This window comes from Neorhizobium sp. T25_27, assembly GCF_002968565.1.
GTDB lineage: Bacteria > Pseudomonadota > Alphaproteobacteria > Rhizobiales > Rhizobiaceae > Neorhizobium > Neorhizobium tomejilense.
Map to the genome: position 1 here is coordinate 303512 of NZ_PVBJ01000006.1, position 20604 is coordinate 324115.

16 protein-coding genes are annotated in these 20604 nt (G+C 58.9%); 7 read left to right on the top strand and 9 right to left on the bottom strand.

Features of this window, described 5'->3' with window-relative positions; genetic code table 11:
- Positions 1–4: 4 nt before the first annotated feature.
- The gene (locus C5J24_RS18935) at positions 5–1594 is read right to left on the bottom strand and encodes a GMC family oxidoreductase (RefSeq protein ID WP_105420005.1); all 1590 of its coding nucleotides are present in this window, start codon (positions 1592–1594) and stop codon (positions 5–7) included.
- 351 nt (positions 1595–1945) lie between these two features.
- Here C5J24_RS18935 and C5J24_RS18940 point away from each other — a divergent pair, with 351 nt between their 5' ends.
- Entirely contained in the window at positions 1946–3385 is a 1440-nt protein-coding gene (locus tag C5J24_RS18940; RefSeq protein WP_105420007.1) for an exopolysaccharide biosynthesis polyprenyl glycosylphosphotransferase, read from the top strand.
- 26 nt (positions 3386–3411) lie between these two features.
- Here C5J24_RS18940 and C5J24_RS18945 read toward each other — a convergent pair whose 3' ends face one another.
- The 6 genes from C5J24_RS18945 to C5J24_RS18970 all read right to left on the bottom strand — a co-directional run bounded on the left by C5J24_RS18945 (position 3412) and on the right by C5J24_RS18970 (position 9486).
- The gene (locus C5J24_RS18945) at positions 3412–4650 is read right to left on the bottom strand and encodes a type III PLP-dependent enzyme (protein ID WP_105420009.1); all 1239 of its coding nucleotides are present in this window, start codon (positions 4648–4650) and stop codon (positions 3412–3414) included.
- Positions 4650–4883, bottom strand: coding sequence for a phosphopantetheine-binding protein (locus tag C5J24_RS18950; RefSeq protein ID WP_046666358.1), 234 nt, complete (start codon positions 4881–4883; stop codon positions 4650–4652). The genes C5J24_RS18945 and C5J24_RS18950 overlap by 1 nt, the downstream gene beginning before the upstream one ends.
- Positions 4880–6517: an AMP-binding protein gene (locus C5J24_RS18955; protein WP_105420011.1), complete on the bottom strand. Its 1638-nt coding sequence runs from the start codon at positions 6515–6517 to the stop codon at positions 4880–4882. Before C5J24_RS18955 ends, C5J24_RS18950 begins: the two co-directional genes overlap by 4 nt.
- A 27-nt stretch (positions 6518–6544) precedes the next feature.
- Complete coding sequence (locus tag C5J24_RS18960; RefSeq protein WP_105420013.1) at positions 6545–7174, bottom strand: serine O-acetyltransferase; 630 nt, start codon at positions 7172–7174, stop codon at positions 6545–6547.
- Complete coding sequence (locus tag C5J24_RS18965; RefSeq protein WP_105420015.1) at positions 7171–8169, bottom strand: glycosyltransferase 61 family protein; 999 nt, start codon at positions 8167–8169, stop codon at positions 7171–7173. Before C5J24_RS18965 ends, C5J24_RS18960 begins: the two co-directional genes overlap by 4 nt.
- A 270-nt stretch (positions 8170–8439) precedes the next feature.
- The gene (locus tag C5J24_RS18970) at positions 8440–9486 is read right to left on the bottom strand and encodes a hypothetical protein (RefSeq protein WP_105420017.1); all 1047 of its coding nucleotides are present in this window, start codon (positions 9484–9486) and stop codon (positions 8440–8442) included.
- A gap of 310 nt (positions 9487–9796) precedes the next feature.
- Here C5J24_RS18970 and C5J24_RS18975 point away from each other — a divergent pair, with 310 nt between their 5' ends.
- The 4 genes from C5J24_RS18975 to C5J24_RS18990 all read left to right on the top strand — a co-directional run bounded on the left by C5J24_RS18975 (position 9797) and on the right by C5J24_RS18990 (position 14445).
- Positions 9797–11050: a polysaccharide biosynthesis/export family protein gene (locus C5J24_RS18975; protein WP_105420019.1), complete on the top strand. Its 1254-nt coding sequence runs from the start codon at positions 9797–9799 to the stop codon at positions 11048–11050.
- A gap of 54 nt (positions 11051–11104) precedes the next feature.
- The gene (locus C5J24_RS18980; RefSeq protein WP_105420021.1) at positions 11105–12595 is read left to right on the top strand and encodes a hypothetical protein; all 1491 of its coding nucleotides are present in this window, start codon (positions 11105–11107) and stop codon (positions 12593–12595) included.
- Between the two features lie 105 nt (positions 12596–12700).
- Positions 12701–13459 carry a hypothetical protein gene (locus tag C5J24_RS18985; RefSeq protein WP_105420023.1) on the top strand — a complete coding sequence of 253 codons (759 nt, stop codon included), beginning with the start codon at positions 12701–12703 and terminating at the stop codon, positions 13457–13459.
- On the top strand, positions 13459–14445 hold the full coding sequence (locus C5J24_RS18990) for a glycosyltransferase family 2 protein (protein WP_105420025.1): 987 nt from the start codon (positions 13459–13461) through the stop codon (positions 14443–14445). The genes C5J24_RS18985 and C5J24_RS18990 overlap by 1 nt, the downstream gene beginning before the upstream one ends.
- Positions 14446–14469: 24 nt before the next feature.
- Here C5J24_RS18990 and C5J24_RS18995 read toward each other — a convergent pair whose 3' ends face one another.
- Positions 14470–15675: a glycosyltransferase gene (locus tag C5J24_RS18995; protein ID WP_105420027.1), complete on the bottom strand. Its 1206-nt coding sequence runs from the start codon at positions 15673–15675 to the stop codon at positions 14470–14472.
- Positions 15676–15917: 242 nt separating this feature from the next.
- Between C5J24_RS18995 and C5J24_RS19000 the strand changes: the two genes are divergently transcribed.
- Positions 15918–16931: a glycosyltransferase family 2 protein gene (locus C5J24_RS19000; RefSeq protein ID WP_205836960.1), complete on the top strand. Its 1014-nt coding sequence runs from the start codon at positions 15918–15920 to the stop codon at positions 16929–16931.
- Positions 16932–16972: 41 nt separating this feature from the next.
- On the opposite strand, the gene C5J24_RS19005 is transcribed toward C5J24_RS19000, so the two are convergent.
- Positions 16973–18547: an O-antigen ligase gene (locus C5J24_RS19005; RefSeq protein ID WP_105420029.1), complete on the bottom strand. Its 1575-nt coding sequence runs from the start codon at positions 18545–18547 to the stop codon at positions 16973–16975.
- A 292-nt stretch (positions 18548–18839) separates the two neighbouring features.
- On the opposite strand from C5J24_RS19005, the gene C5J24_RS19010 reads away from it, so the two are divergent.
- Positions 18840–20414, top strand: a complete 1575-nt coding sequence (locus C5J24_RS19010; protein WP_245446706.1) for a hypothetical protein — start codon at positions 18840–18842, stop codon at positions 20412–20414.
- Positions 20415–20604: the final 190 nt, after the last annotated feature.

Here is a 20604-nt window from a genome sequence, read left to right on the forward strand (position 1 = left end):
GTGGTCAGGACGCGGGATCCGAAACGACGCAAGGCTCCGTCCGTTTCGCCTTTGTCGCAGACAGTTTCCGAGCAATATGCTCACCGACACGCAAGGCGTTGGCGGCAATCGTCAGGCTTGGATTGGCCCCCCCACTGGTCGGGAAGAACGAAGCGTCAACGACATAGAGATTGTTCAGGTCGTGCGCACGGTTGTTGACATCCAATACCGCGGTGGAGGGATCCGGACCAAACCGGCAGGTCCCACAGGCATGGCCGTAGTTGAGGTTGACTTCGGACCCGAGCATCATCATCCGGTGCCGCTTGAATGCCTTCCGATATAACTTCCGGAAGGCCTGCATTCTTTGCCGCAGCTCGTTATGAATTGTATATTCGAAATAGATGCTGGCGGGATCTTCCGGATCAGGCTTCACGCGATTTTCGGGATAGGGCAGATCCTCGAGGATAGAGGTGAATATCGTCGCATTGCCGGAGATAAGAGCGCCGATCATCGCCGGAATGCGCATGAAGGGCTTGAGCGGCTTCAGCCAGACCCAGCCGTTCCGGTCGATCAGTGATTTCAGGAAATGAAGCACGTTATTGGCGGTCGCAGTCAGGCCCGTGGACTGGATGGCGCCTAGCTTGAGACCCTGATGTTCATAGAAATCGCGAAAGCCGATCGACTTTCCCGGCTCTGAAACACGGGTTCTGCCCCGGGGCCAGACGGCGAAGAAGTCGGACGCGTGGAACATCAGGTTGCGCCCCACCAGATCCGATGTGTTTGCAAGGCCGTTCGGCCAGAATTCGTTGGTCGAGTTGAGGAGCAGCAAGGGTGTCGAAAGCGCGCCGGCCGCGAGTACATAGAGCTTGGCAACGATTGCCAGCTCGTCTCCATTCCTCCGGCACGACAATTGAGTGACCGCCTCGTCATCGGCCGAGACCTTTTCCACGTTGCATTGATCGATGACCATGGCGTTTCCAGTCGCGAGTGCCGGCTCGATGAACGCCCGCCGCGCATCCTGCTTGCAGGATTTATGGCAGATGAAGCCACCGCATTGGCCGCACCCGTCGATATATCGGCAGGCCGTGTGAACCCGATAGGGATGCATCCCATTCGCTTGCGCGGAATCGAAAAAATGCTGATCGCATCGCGTCATGGCAGGAGGCTCGATGACCTCCGATCGTGGCTGTAGCGGATCCTGGCTGCCGCGCACATGCAGAAGGCGCTCCGCCTTGCGATAAAAAGGCTCAAGGTTTTCATAGTCTATCGGCCAGGCCTGCCTGCCGGACTTATCGACGATCTTGAAATCGCTTGGGGAAAACCGTTCGAGCGCCGCCGCATAGATAAGCGTCGAGCCGCCGACACCGCAGCCGAGCGCGGGGAAGAACCGGACGGGACGAGCATCCACCGAGCCGGAAATCTCCCGTGGCCACCGGCCATTTCTCAGGCGCTTCGCTTCGTCCAGGCTATCAGGATCGTCACGTTCGTCCTGCGAAAAGTGGGCTAGACCCTTTTCAATGAAAGCTACGCGGTGTCCGGCGGTTGCCAGTGCGTATCCCATTGCCGCCCCGCCCATTCCGGCGCCGACGATGGCAACGTCCCATTCAAACTCCATCCACACCCCCAACTCAAAACAAGGACTGTGGCCATCAAGCCTTCAGCCGGCGAGGCTCCTTCGGACGCGGAGCCCAGCATTCAATCACTGCCAATGTCCATTTTCTCAGCGGAAACGGCGCTCCGCCTTACCAGCTGAAATATAAAAAATTCACATGCCCAATTTTAAGTCAGATCTGAAGGTTTACCAAAAATCAGAGCATAAATTGGACGTTATACACAAAGGATTGTACTCAATCATCCCAGCAACAAAAGTAGGTAATAGGGAGATCATTCTTAGGAGGTAGGCAGGATACATTGTGCCCACCCTCTCCTCGGCTATACTCGTACCGCTGGTAGGGGTTTTTTAACGATGATCACACCATTTGAGCCGAACATCGGAAATGACTACATATCGTATGAGCACAAGCCTCCGCAGGGAGGGCTGGAATATCATGTTATCGCCTATGTGGCCGCCGCGGCGGACTTCGTCTATCTTCTTGGAGCGACCGGTGTCGGCTTCACGGGCTATCAGTATGCCGTTTTCGGATCTGCGCCCGATCCTTCGCTTTTCATCGGCATCGGCCTCGTTCTATCGACGATCTTCGTGCTCGCCATGCACAGCGCCCAGGCCTACAGCCCGGAGAACATTCAGCTCCTGAGACCGCAGATCCGGCTGATCTGTATCCTTATCCCAAGCGCTCTTGCCTTCCTGCTGACCGTCATCTTCTTTCTGAAGATCGGCACGACGTTCTCGCGCGGGGCAATCTTGATGACCGCCGTCATCTCGCTGTCCGGGCTGATCTGCACCCGCCTGTTCTGGCACTGGTATCTGCCATCGGCGGCAGCTGCGGCCTCCTTCAAGATGAAGCGGGTGCTGCTGATCTGCCACGAGGAGTTTTCGGCCGAACATTGGCAGCATCAGGCGGCCGCAAGCGGCATGACCCTCGCGCAGATCATACGCCTCTCCGATGAAAATCTACTGCCCGCGAATGCGCTGCAGAGACTGAGGCAAAGCGAGACCGACGGCATCGATGAAGTATTCATCGTCTGGCGGGACCCGAACGTCTCCAATCTCGAATTCTATCTTGGCGAACTCAGGCGCTCGGCTTTTCCGGTCAATGTCATCTTCGATGGCGTCGTCGGCCGGCTGACCAGCGCTCCTGCCCGCAAGATCGGCAGCATGACCGCCTTTCAGACGCAGCGGCCACCGTTGAACCTTTATGAACGCGGCACCAAGCGCGCATTCGACATTGTCTTCTCGCTGACCGCCATCCTCTCGCTGTTTCCGTTGCTGCTGGTCGTGGCGATCGCCATCAAATGTGATTCCAAAGGTCCCGTGCTGTTCAAGCAGGTCCGCAAGGGACACGGCGGCCGCTCGTTCAGAATCCTGAAGTTCCGCAGCATGACCGTCATGGAAGATTCAGGCGATATTCGCCAGGCGACCAGGAAAGATCCCCGCGTCACGAAAGTCGGGGCGATCATCCGCGCTTCGAGCATCGATGAGTTGCCGCAATTCTGGAACGTCCTTCGCGGTGAGATGTCGATCGTCGGCCCCCGCCCGCATGCGCTCGCCCATGACGAACTCTATGACGCCCAGATCGCCAAATACGCCTTCAGACGGCACGTCAAACCCGGCCTGACCGGCTGGGCGCAGATCAACAATTGCCGCGGCGAGACGCCGAATATCGAGAAGATGGAAGAGCGGATATTCCACGACCTCTGGTACATCAACAACTGGTCGTTCTGGTTGGATATGAAGATCGTCGTCCGCACCGCGATCGAGATCTGCGATTTCGGCAAAGCCTACTGATTTTACTGCAAAATTTTAGGCAGGCGTTATGCCGAGGGGAGCGCCGGGATGTGTGTCACATCGCGCATGCCGGCGGCCTCGATGAGAACCTCGCAGGGTGGTGCGTGGCTGATGAAATGGATCGGACTTGCCGTCAGCCCGTAGGCGCCGCTGTTATGGACGGCAACAAGATCACCCTCTTCAATCCGCGGAAGCATCACCCCGACGGCGAGCCGGTCGATCGACGTGCAAAGAGGCCCGACGAGGTTGACTTTCTCCGGTTCGCCCTGCCCGCCGACCTTGTGCATCGTATAGTTCCGATGCATCACCATCCCGAAATGGCCGGAGGCCGGCAGGTGGTTGTTCATGCCGCCATCGCAGATGCCGATCCGCACGCCGCGCGATTCCTTGACCGAGACGACGCGCGTCAGAAAATATCCGGCCTCGCCGACGAGATACCGCCCGAGCTCGAGCACGAGCCGGGTCTCGGCAAATTGCGGCAGCGCCTTGAGGCTGTCGAGATCCGCTGCGATGCCAGCAACGACCGCGGAAAGGTCGAGCGGCAGGTCGCCGTCGTGATAGGGAATTCCAAGCCCTGATCCGAACACCAGCTTCTCCGGTCGCGGAATGTAGGTTTCGCAAACCTCCCGGAAAATGCCGATGAAGTTGCGATAATTCTCGCAGATTGCCTCCGGCTTCAGGCATTGCGTGCCGGAATAGATGTGCAGTCCGACGATCTTGAGATTGGGCAGAGCCGCAATCTCGGGGATGTCCCTTGCGATATCTTCCCAGTCTATGCCGAACGCTGACGGCCGGCCAGCCATCTGGTCGCCGAACCCTTTGGGAACCGTGGTCGGCGCGATGCGCACCAGGACATGCTGTATCCGCCCGAGCTCGCCGGCGACCGCGTTCGCAAGTACCGCCTCACGCACCGATTCCAGGATCAGTTCGCCAATGCCGCCTTCTATCGCCTCCCGGATTTCGAACTGCCGTTTTCCGGGACCTGTGAAGCTGATGCGCTCTGCCTCCCATCCAGCCGTTATCGCCGTCCTGAATTCCCCGATCGAGGAGACGTCGAGATATTCCGCCTGGCCTTTCATCAAGGAAAGCAGAGCCGGGTTTGGATTGCTTTTGGCGGCAAAGCTCAATGCGAAGCGTTGCTCGAAAGCTTGCCTCAGGAGCGCTGCCCGGCTCTCGATCGCCGATGCGAGGTAGACATAAGAGGGGGTTCCGAATGATGCCGCCGCACTCTGCAGCCAGACATCGAGCGCCGAGAAATGGTTCATCAGGCGCTGGCTTCCGCAAAACGGATGATCCGCTCCGGCGTATCGAAATTTTCGAGCGTCACGTCTTCGGCGCGAATGGAAAGGCCCGTCGTTTGTTCGACGAATGCCAGGAGGTTCACCATCGAAACGGAATCGAGGAGACCTGAGGAGAACAGTTCGCTCTCGCTGTCGGCATGGGCGATATTCAAGGATTCCCGCAGATAACCAATCAACTTTCCATGGGTAAGGCTCATTGCAGGTTCTCCCTTGTTTCGGTCACTTTGATTTGAGCTGCCGGCGGAGGCGCGCTGAAGACAATTTCCCCGCCTTGCATCCATTCGCGACAAAGGCGCACGACATCCGGCCGCGCCAGCTTGCCGCTCGATGTGCGCGGCATGCTTTCCGGCCAGACATGGAACTGCCGCGGCACCATGTAGGACGGCATCGCGCGCCGGCAGTAGCGCAGCAGGGCCTCCTCGTCGAACTCGCCGATCGGGGTTATCGCCACATGCACCGTTTGCCCCAGTTCCTCGTCGTCGACGCCGAAGGCGACCGCCTCCGCCACCACGCCGCTGCGGCAGACGAGATCCTCGATCTCATCCGGACTGACGCGGAAGCCGCTGGTCTTGATCATCGCGTCGTTGCGGCCAATGAACCAGAGGTCGCCATCGGCATCGATCCGGACGATATCGCCGCTATAGACGACCGGTTCGTCGCCGATCAGGTGCCAGAGTTCCGGACACGGCCGGATCTTCTGCTCCGTCACCTCCGGCTTGCCCCAATATCCGAGGCTGACAAGCGGGCCGCGATGAACGAGTTCGCCTTGTTCACCGGGATGGGCGATGCCTTCGCCATGCTTGATGACATAGATTTCGGCGCCGGGGATCGCCTGGCCGATAGCTCCCATCTTGCGGGTAAACTTCTGCGGCGAGAGATAGGTCGAGCGGAAGGCCTCGGTCAGCCCGTACATCAGATAGACATCCGCGTCCGGGAAGACCCGAGGTATCTGCTCCAGGATGTTGAGCGAAATCTTTCCGCCGGAATTGGTGATCCGCCGGAGTGCTGGAAACTCCACGGGATTGTCCTTCATCAGCCGCACGATCTGGCTCCAGAGGGGTGGCACGGCAGCCACGCCGGTCACCCGATGCCGCTGCATGGCCAGGACGATTTCGGTGGCCATCGGCACCGCCTGGTGCACGACGGTACCGCCCATCAGCATCATTGTCGTCAGCTGGTTCAGGCCATAGTCGAAGCTGTAGGGCAGGACGCTGAGCAGCCGGTCGTCTTCCCTCAGGCCCAGATAGCGCGATACCGAGCGGGCGCCGGCAACGATGTTGCGATGGGTCAGCATCACACCCTTCGGCATGCCAGTCGAACCGGATGTGTAGATGATCATCGCAAGTTCTGTGTCGAGGCGGGCGATCTCGTCGCCTGAAAGGTCTTCCGGAAGATTATCCCAGACGTCGAATATGGCGTCGGCCGGCAGTTTGCCTTTGACCAGAACATTGTCGACCGTGTCAGGTAGCTTGCGCGCGCCGAGAGCCTCGGCGACCCTTGCCTCGACGATCAGCAGGCGCGCGCCGCAGTCGTTAGCCACGTATTCGAGCTGCTCGACCGTCCATTGCGTGTTGACGTTGACGACCACCCCACCCACCTTGGCGATGGCGAACATGGCGGTGACCTCGGCGATGCTCTTGCGCAGATGCACGATCACCCGGTCGCCCGGCCGGATGTTGCGGCTTTGCAAATAACCCGCCAGCCGGTCCACTTCGGCCGCGACCGCGGCATAGCTCGCCGCGCGATGACCGTCGATGAGCGCGGGCTTGCCCGGCCTTGAGACGAGGTTGTCAGCCAGAAGCTGATAGAAGTTGGTGGTTAACGCGTTCATGGCAAACTCCTCCAGCGGATGAGTGAATCAGGGAGTGGCATCGGTCTTGGTCTGTCCGCTCGAAAACGGGCCGAGGCGGGGATAGATCTTGGCCGGCGAGCCGACGACGATCGAATCCGACGGCACGTCCGTGGAGACCGCTGTATTGGCCCCTATCCGTACCCGGTCGCCGATGCGGATATCGCCGAGAATGGTGGAGTTCACCCCGATAAAGACGTCGTCGCCGATCCTGGGTGCACCGGCGCTCATGTTCGTGCCGATCGTGACATTGTGCATGATGCCGCATCGTTTTCCGATCACGGCGTCAGGATGGATCGAAATCGATCCCTCCACGTGGATGATGTGAAAACCCTCGCCGAGCGTCACCTCTGCCGGTATCCACACCCGTGTAAGCGTCGAAACGACCATGTTGATCGCGCCGTAGATTTTCTGGAAAAACCGCCTGGCTAGGTGGCTCCGGCGGCTCCCCGCCCACCGGCCGAAGCGATAGACCAGCAGCGAGATAAAGCCGGCATTGAGGATCCGCCCTCCGTGGCGCTCGTAGTCCTTCCGCACTAGGTCGCGAAACGAGGCGGGAGGCGCGTGCTGGGATGCCGCACCCTTATGGTCGCTCATCGCAGCGGATTGAGGATAGAGAAAACGAAGCCGTGAAGTCATGCGAGCACCATCTCCAATGTGCGGTCGATATCACTCCACTCGACCCGAAAATTCTCGCAGGTTCCCTCGCCGACGACGAAGGCATAACCTTGTCCCTGACGATCGGTCATGACCTTGAGAACCGAGACCACCCGATCTGCCGGCTGGATGACGAACAGGGCCGAGTCCGGCGGCATGATCATCAGCCCGTGAACCAGATGGCTGCCTTCCACGCCTGCGACGATGCGGGCTCCGGCACAGGCGTGGATGATGTCGTCGACCGACGAGGCCAACGGATCGATGATCCGGAATCCGTATTTCTTTGCGAACTGTTCGGCGATATCGGACTCGTTCGACAGCAGGCGGCTTTCGCCCTTGCTCCCCCGCAGGATGAAGACGCCGGGATGAACGGGAAAAGGTGGCGCCGATGCCAGAAGCTTTTCGCGAACCTGATCGGCCCGTTTCTTCTTGCTCTCGTTCTGCCCCTTGTCCCTGAAGAGGATGACCTCTTCGAAATGGACGTCGCTGACATAGATCGGCTTGAGATCGAGTTTAGCGGCATATTGCGGCTCGTGCCCCCGCGTGATCGGCCGGGTCGTTATCGGAGTTTCGTATTCCTCCGCCAGCGGATAGGTCAGGCAATCATCCGAAAGCCAGTTGCCGAACCAGCGATTGCCGACCCAGCTCTCGAACAGCGCACCGGTGGTCGAGTGCTTGGGAGGCACATAGACAGGCAGCCGGCGGCTGCGGGGCCTGAGACTCCTCGAGGACTTCGGCGCATAGAGAACGCCATCGATGAGGTCGACATTCTTGATCCGGTAGCCGACCGTGGCCTCCTGAGTGGTTTCGTAGTTTCCACGAAAACCCTTCACGACCTCTGTGACCGGCCCGAATTGAGTGCCCTTTATACGGTCGAGATGATGCGGCAAAAACTTTGCGGGGCGAATGAAGCGCCGGGTCTGCGGGGCAATCGTCCAGCGATCGACGGCAACCGCTTCGATATCCGGGAAAGGCATCCCGGCAATCTTTCTCAGAGAATGCACAATCGGCAAAAAAGATATCAACCAACTATCCTCGCAAGGCGCAATCAGCATCGGACAAGAGGAGTTTTTCGTTGTGCGAAACTCCGCATCCCGACCAGGATATTCGCATAGCTGCCAATGGTTTCGCCGCTAGTCTTTGGGCTATCGGGTTACTCATTTCGGCGTATCAGGCAACGTAGGCTCCCAAGCCTTTCCGAAGTGCCGCTATCGGCTCTGAACTGAGGGCAATCGACCTTAGCCGTTTCACTCCAGGCCTTTCCTGAAGCGCCAGGTAAAACGAACAATATTCCGGATGCGTAGCAACTGCGTAGTCAGATAGCTGCCCTCACGAGGGTAGGCGCGCGCCACATAGTTCGCGTAGTGGGACGCGAAGGCGAGCGAGACCGGCGCCTTGCAATCACGCGCTTCATTCATCTTGATTGCCCGATAGCGTTGCATGAAGTCGGTAGCAAACAGCCTCAGCGCGTCGGCTTGCCGGGCATCCAGCAAGGCGGGCGGCCTTTGCTGACGGATATCCACTCCGTAGATCGCCGCGAAGCTTACGGCAGCCATGTAGTAGGAGCCAAGTTCCGTCAGATGAACCTCATCGGAGAAGATTGCCTTCAAGCGGTCCGCCGCATTCCATTCCTCGAATCCGCCAAAGGCTGGATCGGACGCCAGGCGCGCGACGAGCTCGGCAAGCGCAAGCGATGTTGGAATGAAGCGAATATGGTTCTTTCGGCCAGCCGCCCCGATCTTATCGTTTACCCGGTTTACGACGCATCGCCAGACGGGCAGAGCCAGCCTCTCATATTCGATCCACGGATGGGGATCCGCCAAAGACGAAAGGCTTATCCAGGGGGTGTAGAAATACGTGATCCCAGCTGGATTTGCCGTGGCGAACGCATGGTGGTAGCCATGGAGGTAACGAACAGTTTCGCTCCACATCAACGCATCCAGAACACGATGTTGTTCCGTGATGATGAGAACGTCGTAGGGCTCGTCGGTCAGTCGGACGAGCCCGGCGGTTCGTTGCTGGATTGAAGAACCGGTCACGTTCTCCAACCTCCAGGACACGGCAATCCCTTCCTGCCGGGCGATCCCCTCCAAATGATCGGGATAGGGTTGGTCAGTCAGGCTGTGCCCGGACAGCAGGATATGGTCGCGGTTGCCGGCCGAAAAGGCCTGGGGTGGAGCGTCGAGATCACGCTCGGCGCCAACTGGATCAGGCTTCAACATGGCCACGCCAAGTGCGAGCGCACCGACCGTGGATGTCGCGAAAGCGGCCGTCAAAATCCTCGAAAAACACATCTGGAATGGTCTCCGACGTTTGTTAAGCACCACGGCCGTTGACCGCGCAGGCATGGCCGCACCGCCCGGCTGAACCACCTTTGCCCCCAGGAGATATGGGTAAGGTCGGCCGGTCGTTTCGCAAGCGGCTCCGTGCGCGATCCGCTCATCTTAAAGTCGATTAGTACTTTCAGGCTCATCCGTTAGATGGAGGATTCGGGACCGGAAGCTTACCTCTTTGTGCTCTGTTTGCAGGTGTCGACGGCCGCCCTAGTATAAACCGTCTTGTCCCAGTTGGACGGGAAGGGGTTACCGATCATTGGGGGTCTGTATGCGTGGGATAACGAGTCTCGCGGGGCTTTTGCTCTGCCTGACATTTGGGGACGTTTCAGCTCAGACGACCTATCGCCTGCAGCCGGGAGATACGCTGCAGGTATGGATTGCTCAGGAGCCTGAGCTTACCCGCGAAGTCGTCATTGCTCCGGACGGGTGGCTGTCGTTCCCGCTCGCGGGCCATATTCAGAGCGCGGGCCTTTCCCTTTCGGAACTGGAAGCGCAACTTCTCGGGCGGCTGAAGACCTATTTCAAGGACAGCCCCAATCTCACGATCATGCTGCGTCCCAATTCCCAGAACCCGCAGCTGATCTATGTCCTCGGCGAAGTCGACAACCCCGGCGAATATGCGTATCGGGCCAACATGACCGTCCTTCACGGTATCAGCGTCGCCGGCGGCGTGTATCGCACGCCCCTGCTGGCGGCCGACCAGGACCGGTCGGTTGTGGTAAAACGCGAAGTCGAGCACTCCCAAAAACGCCTGCAGGAACTGCGGGCACGCATCACCCGCCTGGAAGCGGAAATGCGCGGAGAAAAATCCATCGGCACGGCCGAAGCCCTCGCCGCCGATCCGGCCCTTGCCCAGGAACAATCGCTCCTGAATGCCCGGATGGAAACGCTCGCCATGGAGGAAAAAGCCCAGGCCCAGGCCAACCAGCTCTCGGAGCGAAACAGCCTCGCGATGCAGGAGCAGGCCGATACCCTGACGAAACGGATAGACCTGGCAAGGCGTCGCCTCCAGAGCATCAACGGGCTCGTCGCCAAGGGCGTGACCGAAGGTTCCCAGCAGATGGTCCAGGAAGGCACGGTCGCTGAACTCGAGGGACAGGTCAGCCGATTGACCTCTGAAATCGCAGTCGCCGAGCGGGCGAAAATGGCGGAGCTCGCCCGTTATGACAGCGCACGCCAGGCGCAACGGACCCAATTGCTGGTCGAACTCAATGCAGCCCAGCGCGAACAGGAGGAGGCCGCGGCGCGGCTTGCCGACAGCACGCGGATCATGACGATCTATGGCGAGAACGCCGCCTCGAACCAGCAAAGAGAGCGCCGGATGCTCGGTTATCAGATCGTGCGGACCGTCAACGGTGAAACAAGGGAGTTCGCTGCAACCGAGATGACCCCGATCCTGCCCGGCGACCTGCTGCGCGTGGCCTACAGCGATCCCGCGAACAACCGGGATGCGGGAGCGGTACAGCCAGTGGCCCAGGTCGGAAGCCGTACGTCCGGGTTAACGCCGAGAGCGGCTCGATAAGGGAGACTTCGTGATGACCAACGTATTTCGTACGCGAAGCAATGAGGCGACAGCATGATCAATGAACTAGGACGCAATATTCTCTATTTTATCGAGATCGCGCTCGCTAAACCTTTCTATGCCATCGTGCCCGCTCTGGTTACCCTTATGGTCGGAGCCTACTTCATTTACGCCATGCCTCGGAGCTATTACTCCGACGCGCTGCTGCTGATGGAATTCCAGCAGATACCGACAACGCTCGTATCGCCGACCGTATCGAACGACCGCCTGCTATTCATCGAGCAACGGGTAATGTCACGCAACAGCCTGCTGGCGCTGGCCGACAAGCATGGTCTTTATCCAAATCTGCGGGAGGGCCTGGCCAAGAACAATTTCGCGGGCGTGATACGCAACAACATCACTCTCCTGACATCGGTGACAGACGGAGCCGACCGCACCGCAAGCAATGCCTCCGTCAGGATCGGTTTTAAATATGACGATCCTGAGGTTTCCGCGAATATGGTGGCGGACCTCGTGTCGCAGGTCATTGAAGAAAACCGGCGCATCCGCACGGCGCGTGCCTCGGAAGCGACCAAGTTCCTGACGCAGGAAGTCAATAACGTCACGCAACGTCTCCGCGAGAGGGAAGGCGCCTGGACCAGATATCTCGAAGAAAACAAAGAGTCCCATCCCACCAGGATCCCCACCCTGCTGATCGAGCTTCAGGCCAAGGAAGTTGAACTCGCGACGCTCGATCGCGCGGCCATTGCGCTAAATGAGGAGATCGGAATCTACGAGGCGCAGCTGCGCATGGGCGTCGGGCGGACGACAGAGACCACGCGTTTTCATATACAGCTCCTCGATCTTGAGCGTGATTTCGCAGTGAAGTCCGTCATTTATTCGGACACCCATCCACAAATCCGTGCCATGAAGCAGCGTCTCGAGGAGATGCGGGCTCAGGTTGCACCCGCCGCACCGCGCGATGGATCGGCGGCCATGCCGACGCCGGAACAGATCAAGACGCTTTCGCCCGAACTCATGCTGATTGCTGAACGCATCGCGATGGCAAAGCCACGCCAGCAACAGAACCTCGCACAAAGGACCTCCCTCGTGGACCGCATCGCCCGGCTGCGGGAGATCATCTCTCACGCTCCCGAAGTTGGAGCGCAGATCGAAGCGAACGAAGCCGAGAAAGTCTCGCTGCAGCGAAACATGGACGACATGCAGGCCAAACTCGATGCCGCACGTCTCGGCGAGCGCCTGGAGGAAGGCGATGCCGCCCAGCAGATCGAGGTGATCGAGCAGCCGGAAGTTGCTAAAATTGCTTCAGGACCGCGGCGGCTTTATTTGGCCGGCGCGGTTTGCGCCGCAGCGGCGATGGCGGCGGCTGCAGGAATTTACGCCGGGCATCTGTTTGACCGAACCGTTCGCGGCACGTTTGATCTCAACGACGCTCTGGCGGGAGAAACGCTGGTGGTCGTTCCACATTGGAAGCCGAAGCGACGGATAGCCAAGGCGTTCCGGAATTCCGCATTCACCAACCCAAGTCCGATCGCGGGAGGATAACATCACACCAATCCGGCCGGACCGCCTTTAGTTGAAAAATCGCACAGATGGGACAGGGCAGGGAATTTTATGGAAATCATCAAGAATATCTCAGCTCGAGGAAGAATGGCGGAAAGACTGGACAACACCGGTCTCGCCGAGCTGAATGCCGGCTATCTCAACGGCTCGGTCAATGGAATCCATTCCTATGAAGAATGTCCGCCGCCTGACCTCTCGCCGGTCTCTCCCACCTTCCTGTATGCAAATCGCATCATCGCCTTTGACAGCGACAGTTCGATGGCACACGCCTATGACGTCCTGCGAAACCAGCTGCTGAACGAACACAAGGACCAGGACACACGGGTGATCTCGGTCACCGCCCCGACGACCGGCTGCGGCACCACCGTAACCGTCATCAATCTGGCGCTCAGCTTTGCCCGCGTACCCGGATCCAGTGTTCTGCTGGTGGACGCAAACCTCCGGGATCCCGCAGTCGGCAACGTACTCGGACTGCCGCCTCGTCCGCCATTGGAGGACCCTATCCGCGGGTGGTTGACGACGCTGGATATACGAGGCCTTCATTGCCATCTGCTGCGCACCGCCTGGGGGCCCGGCAGAATTCCCCTGCCGGCGGACCTGGCACGCATGACGGCGCAGGTGGAATTTGCGCGACAGATGCTGAAGCCGACGATCGTTCTCTTCGATCTGCCGCCGATGCTGAGTTCGGACGAGGTGATCCCCTTCGTGGATATGTCGGACACCGCCGTGATCGTGCTTGCCATCGGTAAGTCAAGGCTTCCGGAACTGGAAATCTGCCGGAGCTATCTCGGCTCCGAAAAAAGCATGCAGGTGGTCCTGAACAAGACGAAGAGGCACGGCCTTTGATGGATGTCGAACATAGCCGGCAAGACGACGCCCGGCTGAAACTGGTCGTCGTCATCGTCAACTACCGGACCGCCGATCTGACCATCGACTGCCTTGCCTCCTTGAGCGTGCCGGGCACGGTTCCGGATGGGACACGGATCGTTGCCGTCGAGGGTGGCTCCGGCGATCGTTCGGCCGAACTCATTGCGGCCGCCATAGAGGAGAACGGCTGGACGAATGCCGTATGTCTCCCGCTCGAGACGAATGGCGGCTTTGCCTACGGCAACAACCGAGGCATCGAGTATGCCACCGCGAACTTCGGCCGGCCGGACTATGTCCTGCTCCTCAATCCCGATACCATCGCCCGCCCCGGCAGCATTACCCGCCTGGTGGAATTCATGGACAGCAAGCCTGATGCCGGCATTGCCGGCAGCCGTCTGGAACATCCGGACGGGCGGGGCCAGGCCTGCGCTTTCCGCTTTCCGTCGATTGCCAATGAATTCGAAAGCGAGGCCAGGCTCGGCCCGGTCACCCGCCTGCTCGGGCGCTGGCGTATCGTCCCCGACATGCCGAAGGAGCCAAGCCGGATCGACTGGGTTTCCGGGGCCAGCCTGATGATCAGGACAGAGGTCCTTGACCAGATCGGCATGCTCGACGAAGGGTATTTCCTCTATTACGAGGAGGTCGACTTCTGTATCCGGGCAGCGCGCGCCGGATGGTCCTGCTGGCACGTGCCGCAAAGCCGCGTCATCCACCTGGTCGGCCAGTCGACGGGCGTGACGCGACACGTCAAGCCGTCCAGGCGGCCGTCCTACTGGTTCGAGTCCCGGCGGCGCTACCATCTCAAGCATCACGGAGCCGTATTCTCGGTCCTTTCCGACCTTGCCTGGCTTTGCGGACACATCGCCTGGCGCATCCGCCTTCTCGCTGAAGGCAAGCCCTCAAGCGGACCGCCGCATCTGCTGCAGGATTTCATCCGTCATTCAGGGCCATTTCGCAGGATCTGACCGCCTTCGCAAATACCGATCGGTTTAAACAACTGCCGGTCGGGCCATCAGTATTTCCAGCGCCGCCGCCGATCTGTTGATGTCATGCCGTTCGAGCGTCCGGCGCCGCCCGGCCTCGCCTTTGCGAAACAACTCGACATCGCTTGCGAACAGCGCCTGCCGCATTGCGCCGGTCAGCGCCTCCAGATCACCGGCGGGAACCAGCCAGCCGTTGTCCGGCTGAACGAGCTCGGGGATGCCGGCGATATAGGTCGAGATCACCGGGCGCTTCAGAGCCATGCTTTCCATCAGCACGACGGGAAGGCCCTCCGCGAAACTCGGCAGGACCAGAGCCTTCGCCCGAAGGATTTCGCTGCGCACATCGTCCTGCGAGATCGTGCCTGTCAGCACGACCGTATCGCCGAGGCCGAGCCGTTCGATTTCGTGTCCGATTTCAGCCCGCAGCGGGCCGTCGCCGACAAGGACGAGTTGGAAGCACATCCCCTCGGCCCGCAGGTTTGCCGCCGCCTGCAACAGAAGGAGATGGCCTTTCTGTTCAGACAGCCGGGCAATGCAGACAAGACGTTGGCTGGTGCCATGCACGTCCACATCGTCGCTCAGATAGCGCTGGTCGATGCCGCAATGAACGACTTCGATCTTCCGCCAATCTCCAAGGTCGGCCCAGCGCAGCAATTGGCTGCGTCCATAGGAGCTGACGGCGACGACAAATGACGAAGCCCTGATCTTGTCGCCGAGCCCCAGCGTTTCGGGCCGATCGAATTCCTCCGGCCCGTGCACTGTAAAACTGAACTTCATGCCGCCGATCTGATGCGCCAGTGTCGCAACCGTCGCGGGATTGGTGCCGAAATGCACATGCAGGTGATCGATTTCGTCCCTGCGGCACCAATCGGCCAGGATCATCGCTTCGAGAAAATATACGAGGTGGTGCGGGTAATGTCCGCCGGACGTCCTCGCAAACCGGAACGCAGTTCCCAGTGCTTTCAACGAATTCCCGGGGCGGGAAAGCAGTTGGCGGGCGACGCTCGCCATGGCCCGCATCATCGGGGTGCGCAGGATGTGCCTGGTACGTCGAGCTTCTGCGATGTCGTCGGAATCCTTCAGCACGCCACGAAAGGGACGCACCGCATATCGTTGGACCCGATGCCCCCTCGCCTCCAGCGCTACGATTTCGCGCCGTATGAACGTATGGCTCGGCGCCGGATACTGGTTGGTGAAATACGCAATCCGCATTCCACGAACATCCCTTCATCTTTGCCGATCGTCGGCAATTCCCCTTGGAACCGGTATAGCAAAAAGGGCTTCGGAGGCTCAGTGGGACAAAGAGCTTAGGGCCGCGGCATCGGCTTCCACCAAAGAGGTAAATTTACAGCCGCGACCGCAAATTCTACAAATGGAATATAGGCTTACCAGGTTGGCAGGCCGAGATCGCGACTGGCGACGACCGCCAAACCAACGGCCGGGAACAAGCACACATGGACGCAGATATCCTAAGGCACCGCGGCTATACCGGGATCGGCGCCGATGTCGGCATCGTGGTGATCGGACGCAACGAAGGACAGCGTCTCATTGACTGCCTCAGTTCGCTCAAAACCCATCGCGACCGCACGGTCTACGTGGATTCTGCCTCGTCCGACGGAAGCGTCGAAGCGGCGGCCGGCCTCTGCGCGGAGGTAGTGCCGCTGGATATGACAATTCCCTTCACCGCGGCGCGCGCGCGCAATGCCGGTTTCGACGCCGTCATGCGGCGTTGGCCCGAAACCGCTTTTGTGCAGTTCCTGGATGGGGACTGCGAACTCGACACCGGATGGATAGCGACGGCCACGACCTTTCTGGTCATGCGCAAGGATGTCGCGCTGGTCTTCGGACGACGGCGCGAACGATATCCGGAACGCACCATCTTCAATGCCATGTGCGACCGCGAATGGGACGGGGCGCCGGGCGAAGTTCAGGCATGCGGCGGCGATATCCTCATCAGAGCCTCCGCCCTCAGAGATCTCGGAGGTTACGCTGCGGGGCTGATCGCGGGAGAGGAGCCGGAACTTTGCGTCCGCCTGCGTGAGAGAGGCTGGAAGATCTGGCGCCTCCCTTCCGAAATGACACGCCACGATGCGGATATAAGCCGCCTGAGCCAATGGTGGCGGAGAAGCGTGCGCTGCGGGCATGCCTATGCTCAGGTGTCTCATCTCCATCGGACATCGCCATTCCGGATATGGACGAGAAATCTCCGCCGCGCAGTTTTCTGGGGCGGCTTGCTGCCGCTGGTCGCAATCGCGGGCGCGGCTTTTCATCCCGCCGCCCTGGCGCTTCTGCTGCTCTATCCGCTTCAGCTATGGCGCCTCGCTCGGCGTACGCGACCGGCGTTCGGGAAGACTCTGCTTTTCGCAACTTTCGACGTCCTGGGCAAATTCCCGGAAATGCAGGGCGTCGCGCAGTTCTACCTGAACCGGCTGATCAATCGTCGACAGCGGATCATCGAGTATAAATAGTTCAAATCAATATGTGCCGAAGGTTGGCGGCATGCGTCCCTTCAGTGCATGCCCAACACTCGCATCTTCTCTCTGCCATCGTCCGGAGAGCCTTGGCGGGCCAACGGGTTCAAGCCAAGGACCTTCAGACGTCTCGTGACCTGCAGCGGAAGATTTTCCCGGTGACCGGCGAAGTTCGGAGCGAGAACGGCGGCGCACATGGCCGAAAAAGTCCAATATATATAGGGTATGACAGAGACGCTGCTGGTTGTGATAATCACCAGGAGCATCGCGACCAGGATACCCAGAACTACTTTGTAGCTCAACGAATCCGAGTTCTCCCCGAACGATTTTCGAGCCAGCGCCGACGAAATAAAGACGAAATATAATACGAATAGAAACAGACCGATTAAGCCGTAATATAGTGCAACCTGCAGATAAGTATTCACTATATCGATAATACCCTGCCCTTGTATCATGGTCTGCATCTCTGGTTCCTTCAGGAATGAATCCGAACCAAACAGCGGATAACGCTGGATGACTATCAAGGAATTTTCGAAAAGGCTGGATCTGTAGGTTTCGCTGCCCTTGTCTGCCGACCCGACAAACGGAAGCAAGTTTATGAAACGGTCAAGAAATGGCGGATGCAGGAACAGCAAGGCAACCACCCCGGGCAAACCCGCAAGGGCAAGCCTGAAAGACCTCTTCGGGCTGGTGATGGTCAAGAACAAGATACAGAATGCAAAACCCAGCCAGGGGCCTCGTGACACGCTCGAAAGCAGCCCGAGCACCAGTATGCCTAGCGCCGCATAACGCCAGGCACCCAGTGGAACTGGGCTTCGGAGAGCCAGCAGACAACCAGCCCCGGTCATGCAGACGAAGCCGAATGCGATCGCTTCGATAGATGTGGTCGAAGCGCGCAAGAGCCCGTCTCGAAATAGATAGGCGGTTATGAGAAACACGTCCCATTCCTGCACGACGACATAATAGACCCGCCAGCTTTTCGATATCTCCAGGACCCCGATGGCGCTCAGGGGCAGCACGCCGACTACGAAGGCGAGGAGCGCCTTGTTCATATCAAGACTGGAGCGAATCACGCGGCTGAAGACAAAGTAAGGAAGGCAGATATCGAGAAAATTGCCGGCAAGGACCCGAAGAATGGCATTGAAATCTCCCAGCCTTACGGAAAGCAGCGATGTATACGCCAGGAAGGCAATCACAAGAACATCCAAGCCCCGAAATTCCCGAGTGCCTCGGTCCCTCAATAACCTGACCGCAACCGGCAGGAGAATTGTAATCGCCAGCCAACGAGGAGGGTCGAGCTCAATGATCTTGTTGAAGATGCCGGGTATGCCGGCGGGGATAGGCACGCAGGGTGCAACGAACATTAGGACTATATAGAAAAACGCCGGCTGCTTGGAGTATCGGTGAACATAAAAGCTCACGAAAGCCAGCGCGACAGCAAAGTCGAAAAAACTTCGGGATAAAAAGGTGATGACGGTCGCCAGCAGCCAGCAATTCCGCCAAAGGCGGAACTCGGCCAGGCCGATTATCGGCACCGCTATCTTCCCGCCGACATAAAGGGCAGGGGCAGTGACTATCATTACATAGACAAGAGAGCGCAGGAATTCTGGCATCTAACGTCTCTTGCCTCGCCGCAATGATCTGAGGAGCGCTTGCATATTGTGTATTTTCCCCGCCACCCGCTGCTACTGAGCAAGGTATCCCGCTGCGCTGAAATGCTACTCATTCGGTTGCAGGCCGCCACACGGTAAAAGGGATTTCCATCTACTAACTTTGGAGGCGGCATACGACTAATGCGCACCTTGCTCGCGGGCCCCTTGTATTATCTCGTCATTGGCAGTGGACGGCTACGTTCCGCGACAAGCACTGCAATAGATATCCGAGCGAATACGGAGGACATCTGCCGTGAACCGCCGAACGCTTCTTCAAATGCTGGCAGGTCTTGCAGCCAGCGAACCTTTCAACGGCTTTTCGTCTAGGCAAGCCTCGGCCAGAGAGGATTATCCAAGCCGTTTGGGCGTGAATCTAAGCCCGATGAATTATTGGGCGACCGAGCAGGTTTTCTCCGACCTGGCCTACAACGCCTCGCGCTGGCGTGTGCAGATCAAAGGCGCGCCCTTCACATGGGACACGCCGTTGCCGCCGATGACACCGGATGGTTACCCGTTGAACGTCCCGGCGAACTCTACGCTGGAGACTTTCCTGATTTTCTCGCGTGAACGGAGAAATCTACCTGTAAATCTCTCGGTTTATTATGATGGCAAGGGAAAACTCGGATATCGGGACGGCGCCGAACTGGAGTTGCGTTTGCCCGGACGCGATGATGTGCGTAATCTTCGCAAGGACGCGGCCTTCACCACAATCATGATGGAAACCGATCCTTCCGATCCGGTTCGCAACATCCGTGTCTACGAACGAGGCAAAAGGCCGACACAACGGTTTCGCGAGCCCTTCCTCAAGCGGTTGAAGCGCATGTCTACGCTACGCTTCATGGACTGGATGGCTACCAATAACTCGCCGGTCCGCAGCTGGGATGATCGGCCACGCGTGGGCCACTTCGGTAAATCCGATGCCGGAACGCCGCTCGAGCACATGATCGAGCTGAGTAACGAGCTACAAATCGACCCCTGGTTCAACATGCCTCACCAGGCCGATGACGATTACATCCGCCGGTTCGCACAGCAAGTGAAAGACGCCCTGGACGGAAACCTGGCGGTGAATGTGGAGTATTCCAACGAAGTCTGGAATTCCGGCTTCGGCCAAGCGGAGTATGCGAAGGAAAAGGGGCTCGCGCTGGGGCTGTCGAGCAACGAGTTCGAAGCCCAACTCCGCTATTACGCCCAGCGGACAACGGAAATTCTTGCCATCTGGAAAGACGTGTTTCGCGGACAGGCGCAGAGGATCGTCGGGATTTGTGCCGCTCAATCCGTAAATGATTGGACCAGCGAAACGATACTATCGTGGAAGGGCGTGCGGGCGCATGCGGACGTCCTTGCCATCGCGCCCTATTTCGGCGGCAGTCTCGGGTCGCCTGAGCGAACCGAACAGGTTTCCAGATGGCCTTTGGCCCAGTTGTTCACGGAACTTGAACGGGATGTATTGAACGACAATCGGAAGATGATCGAGACCCAGGCTTCCGTTGCCAGGAAATATGGCGTCAAGCTTTACGCCTATGAAGGCGGACAACATCTTGTCGGACATAGTGGTGCGGAAAACAACGAGAGGCTGACGAACCTCTTCATAGCGGCAAACCGTGACAGACGGATGGGTGAACTCTACCTCCTCCATCTGAATATCTGGCAGCGATCCGGTGGAGATGCCTATGCCCTATATTCTTCGATGACGGATGCGAGCAAATGGGGCAGTTGGGGGCTGTTGGAAAATGAGAGCGACAGCAATCCCAAGTGGCTGGCAATAGAGAAAATCCTCATGCGGAGGGAGCTCCAATCAGAATCGGGCTCCGTAAGGATTGCGCGATAGCAATCTCCGGCCGGCCGTATCGTCATGCGGCGCGTATGAGCGATCCACGCCCGGCTGATGAAGGATTCTCGACGTCCTCCGCCAATCTTCGGCGTCCGCCGAGCCACGCGAATTTTGTCTCCCTGATCTAGATAACCCGTTCATCATCGCCGAGCCGGCCAAGACGCTTCCGACGTCGATGCAAGGCGCG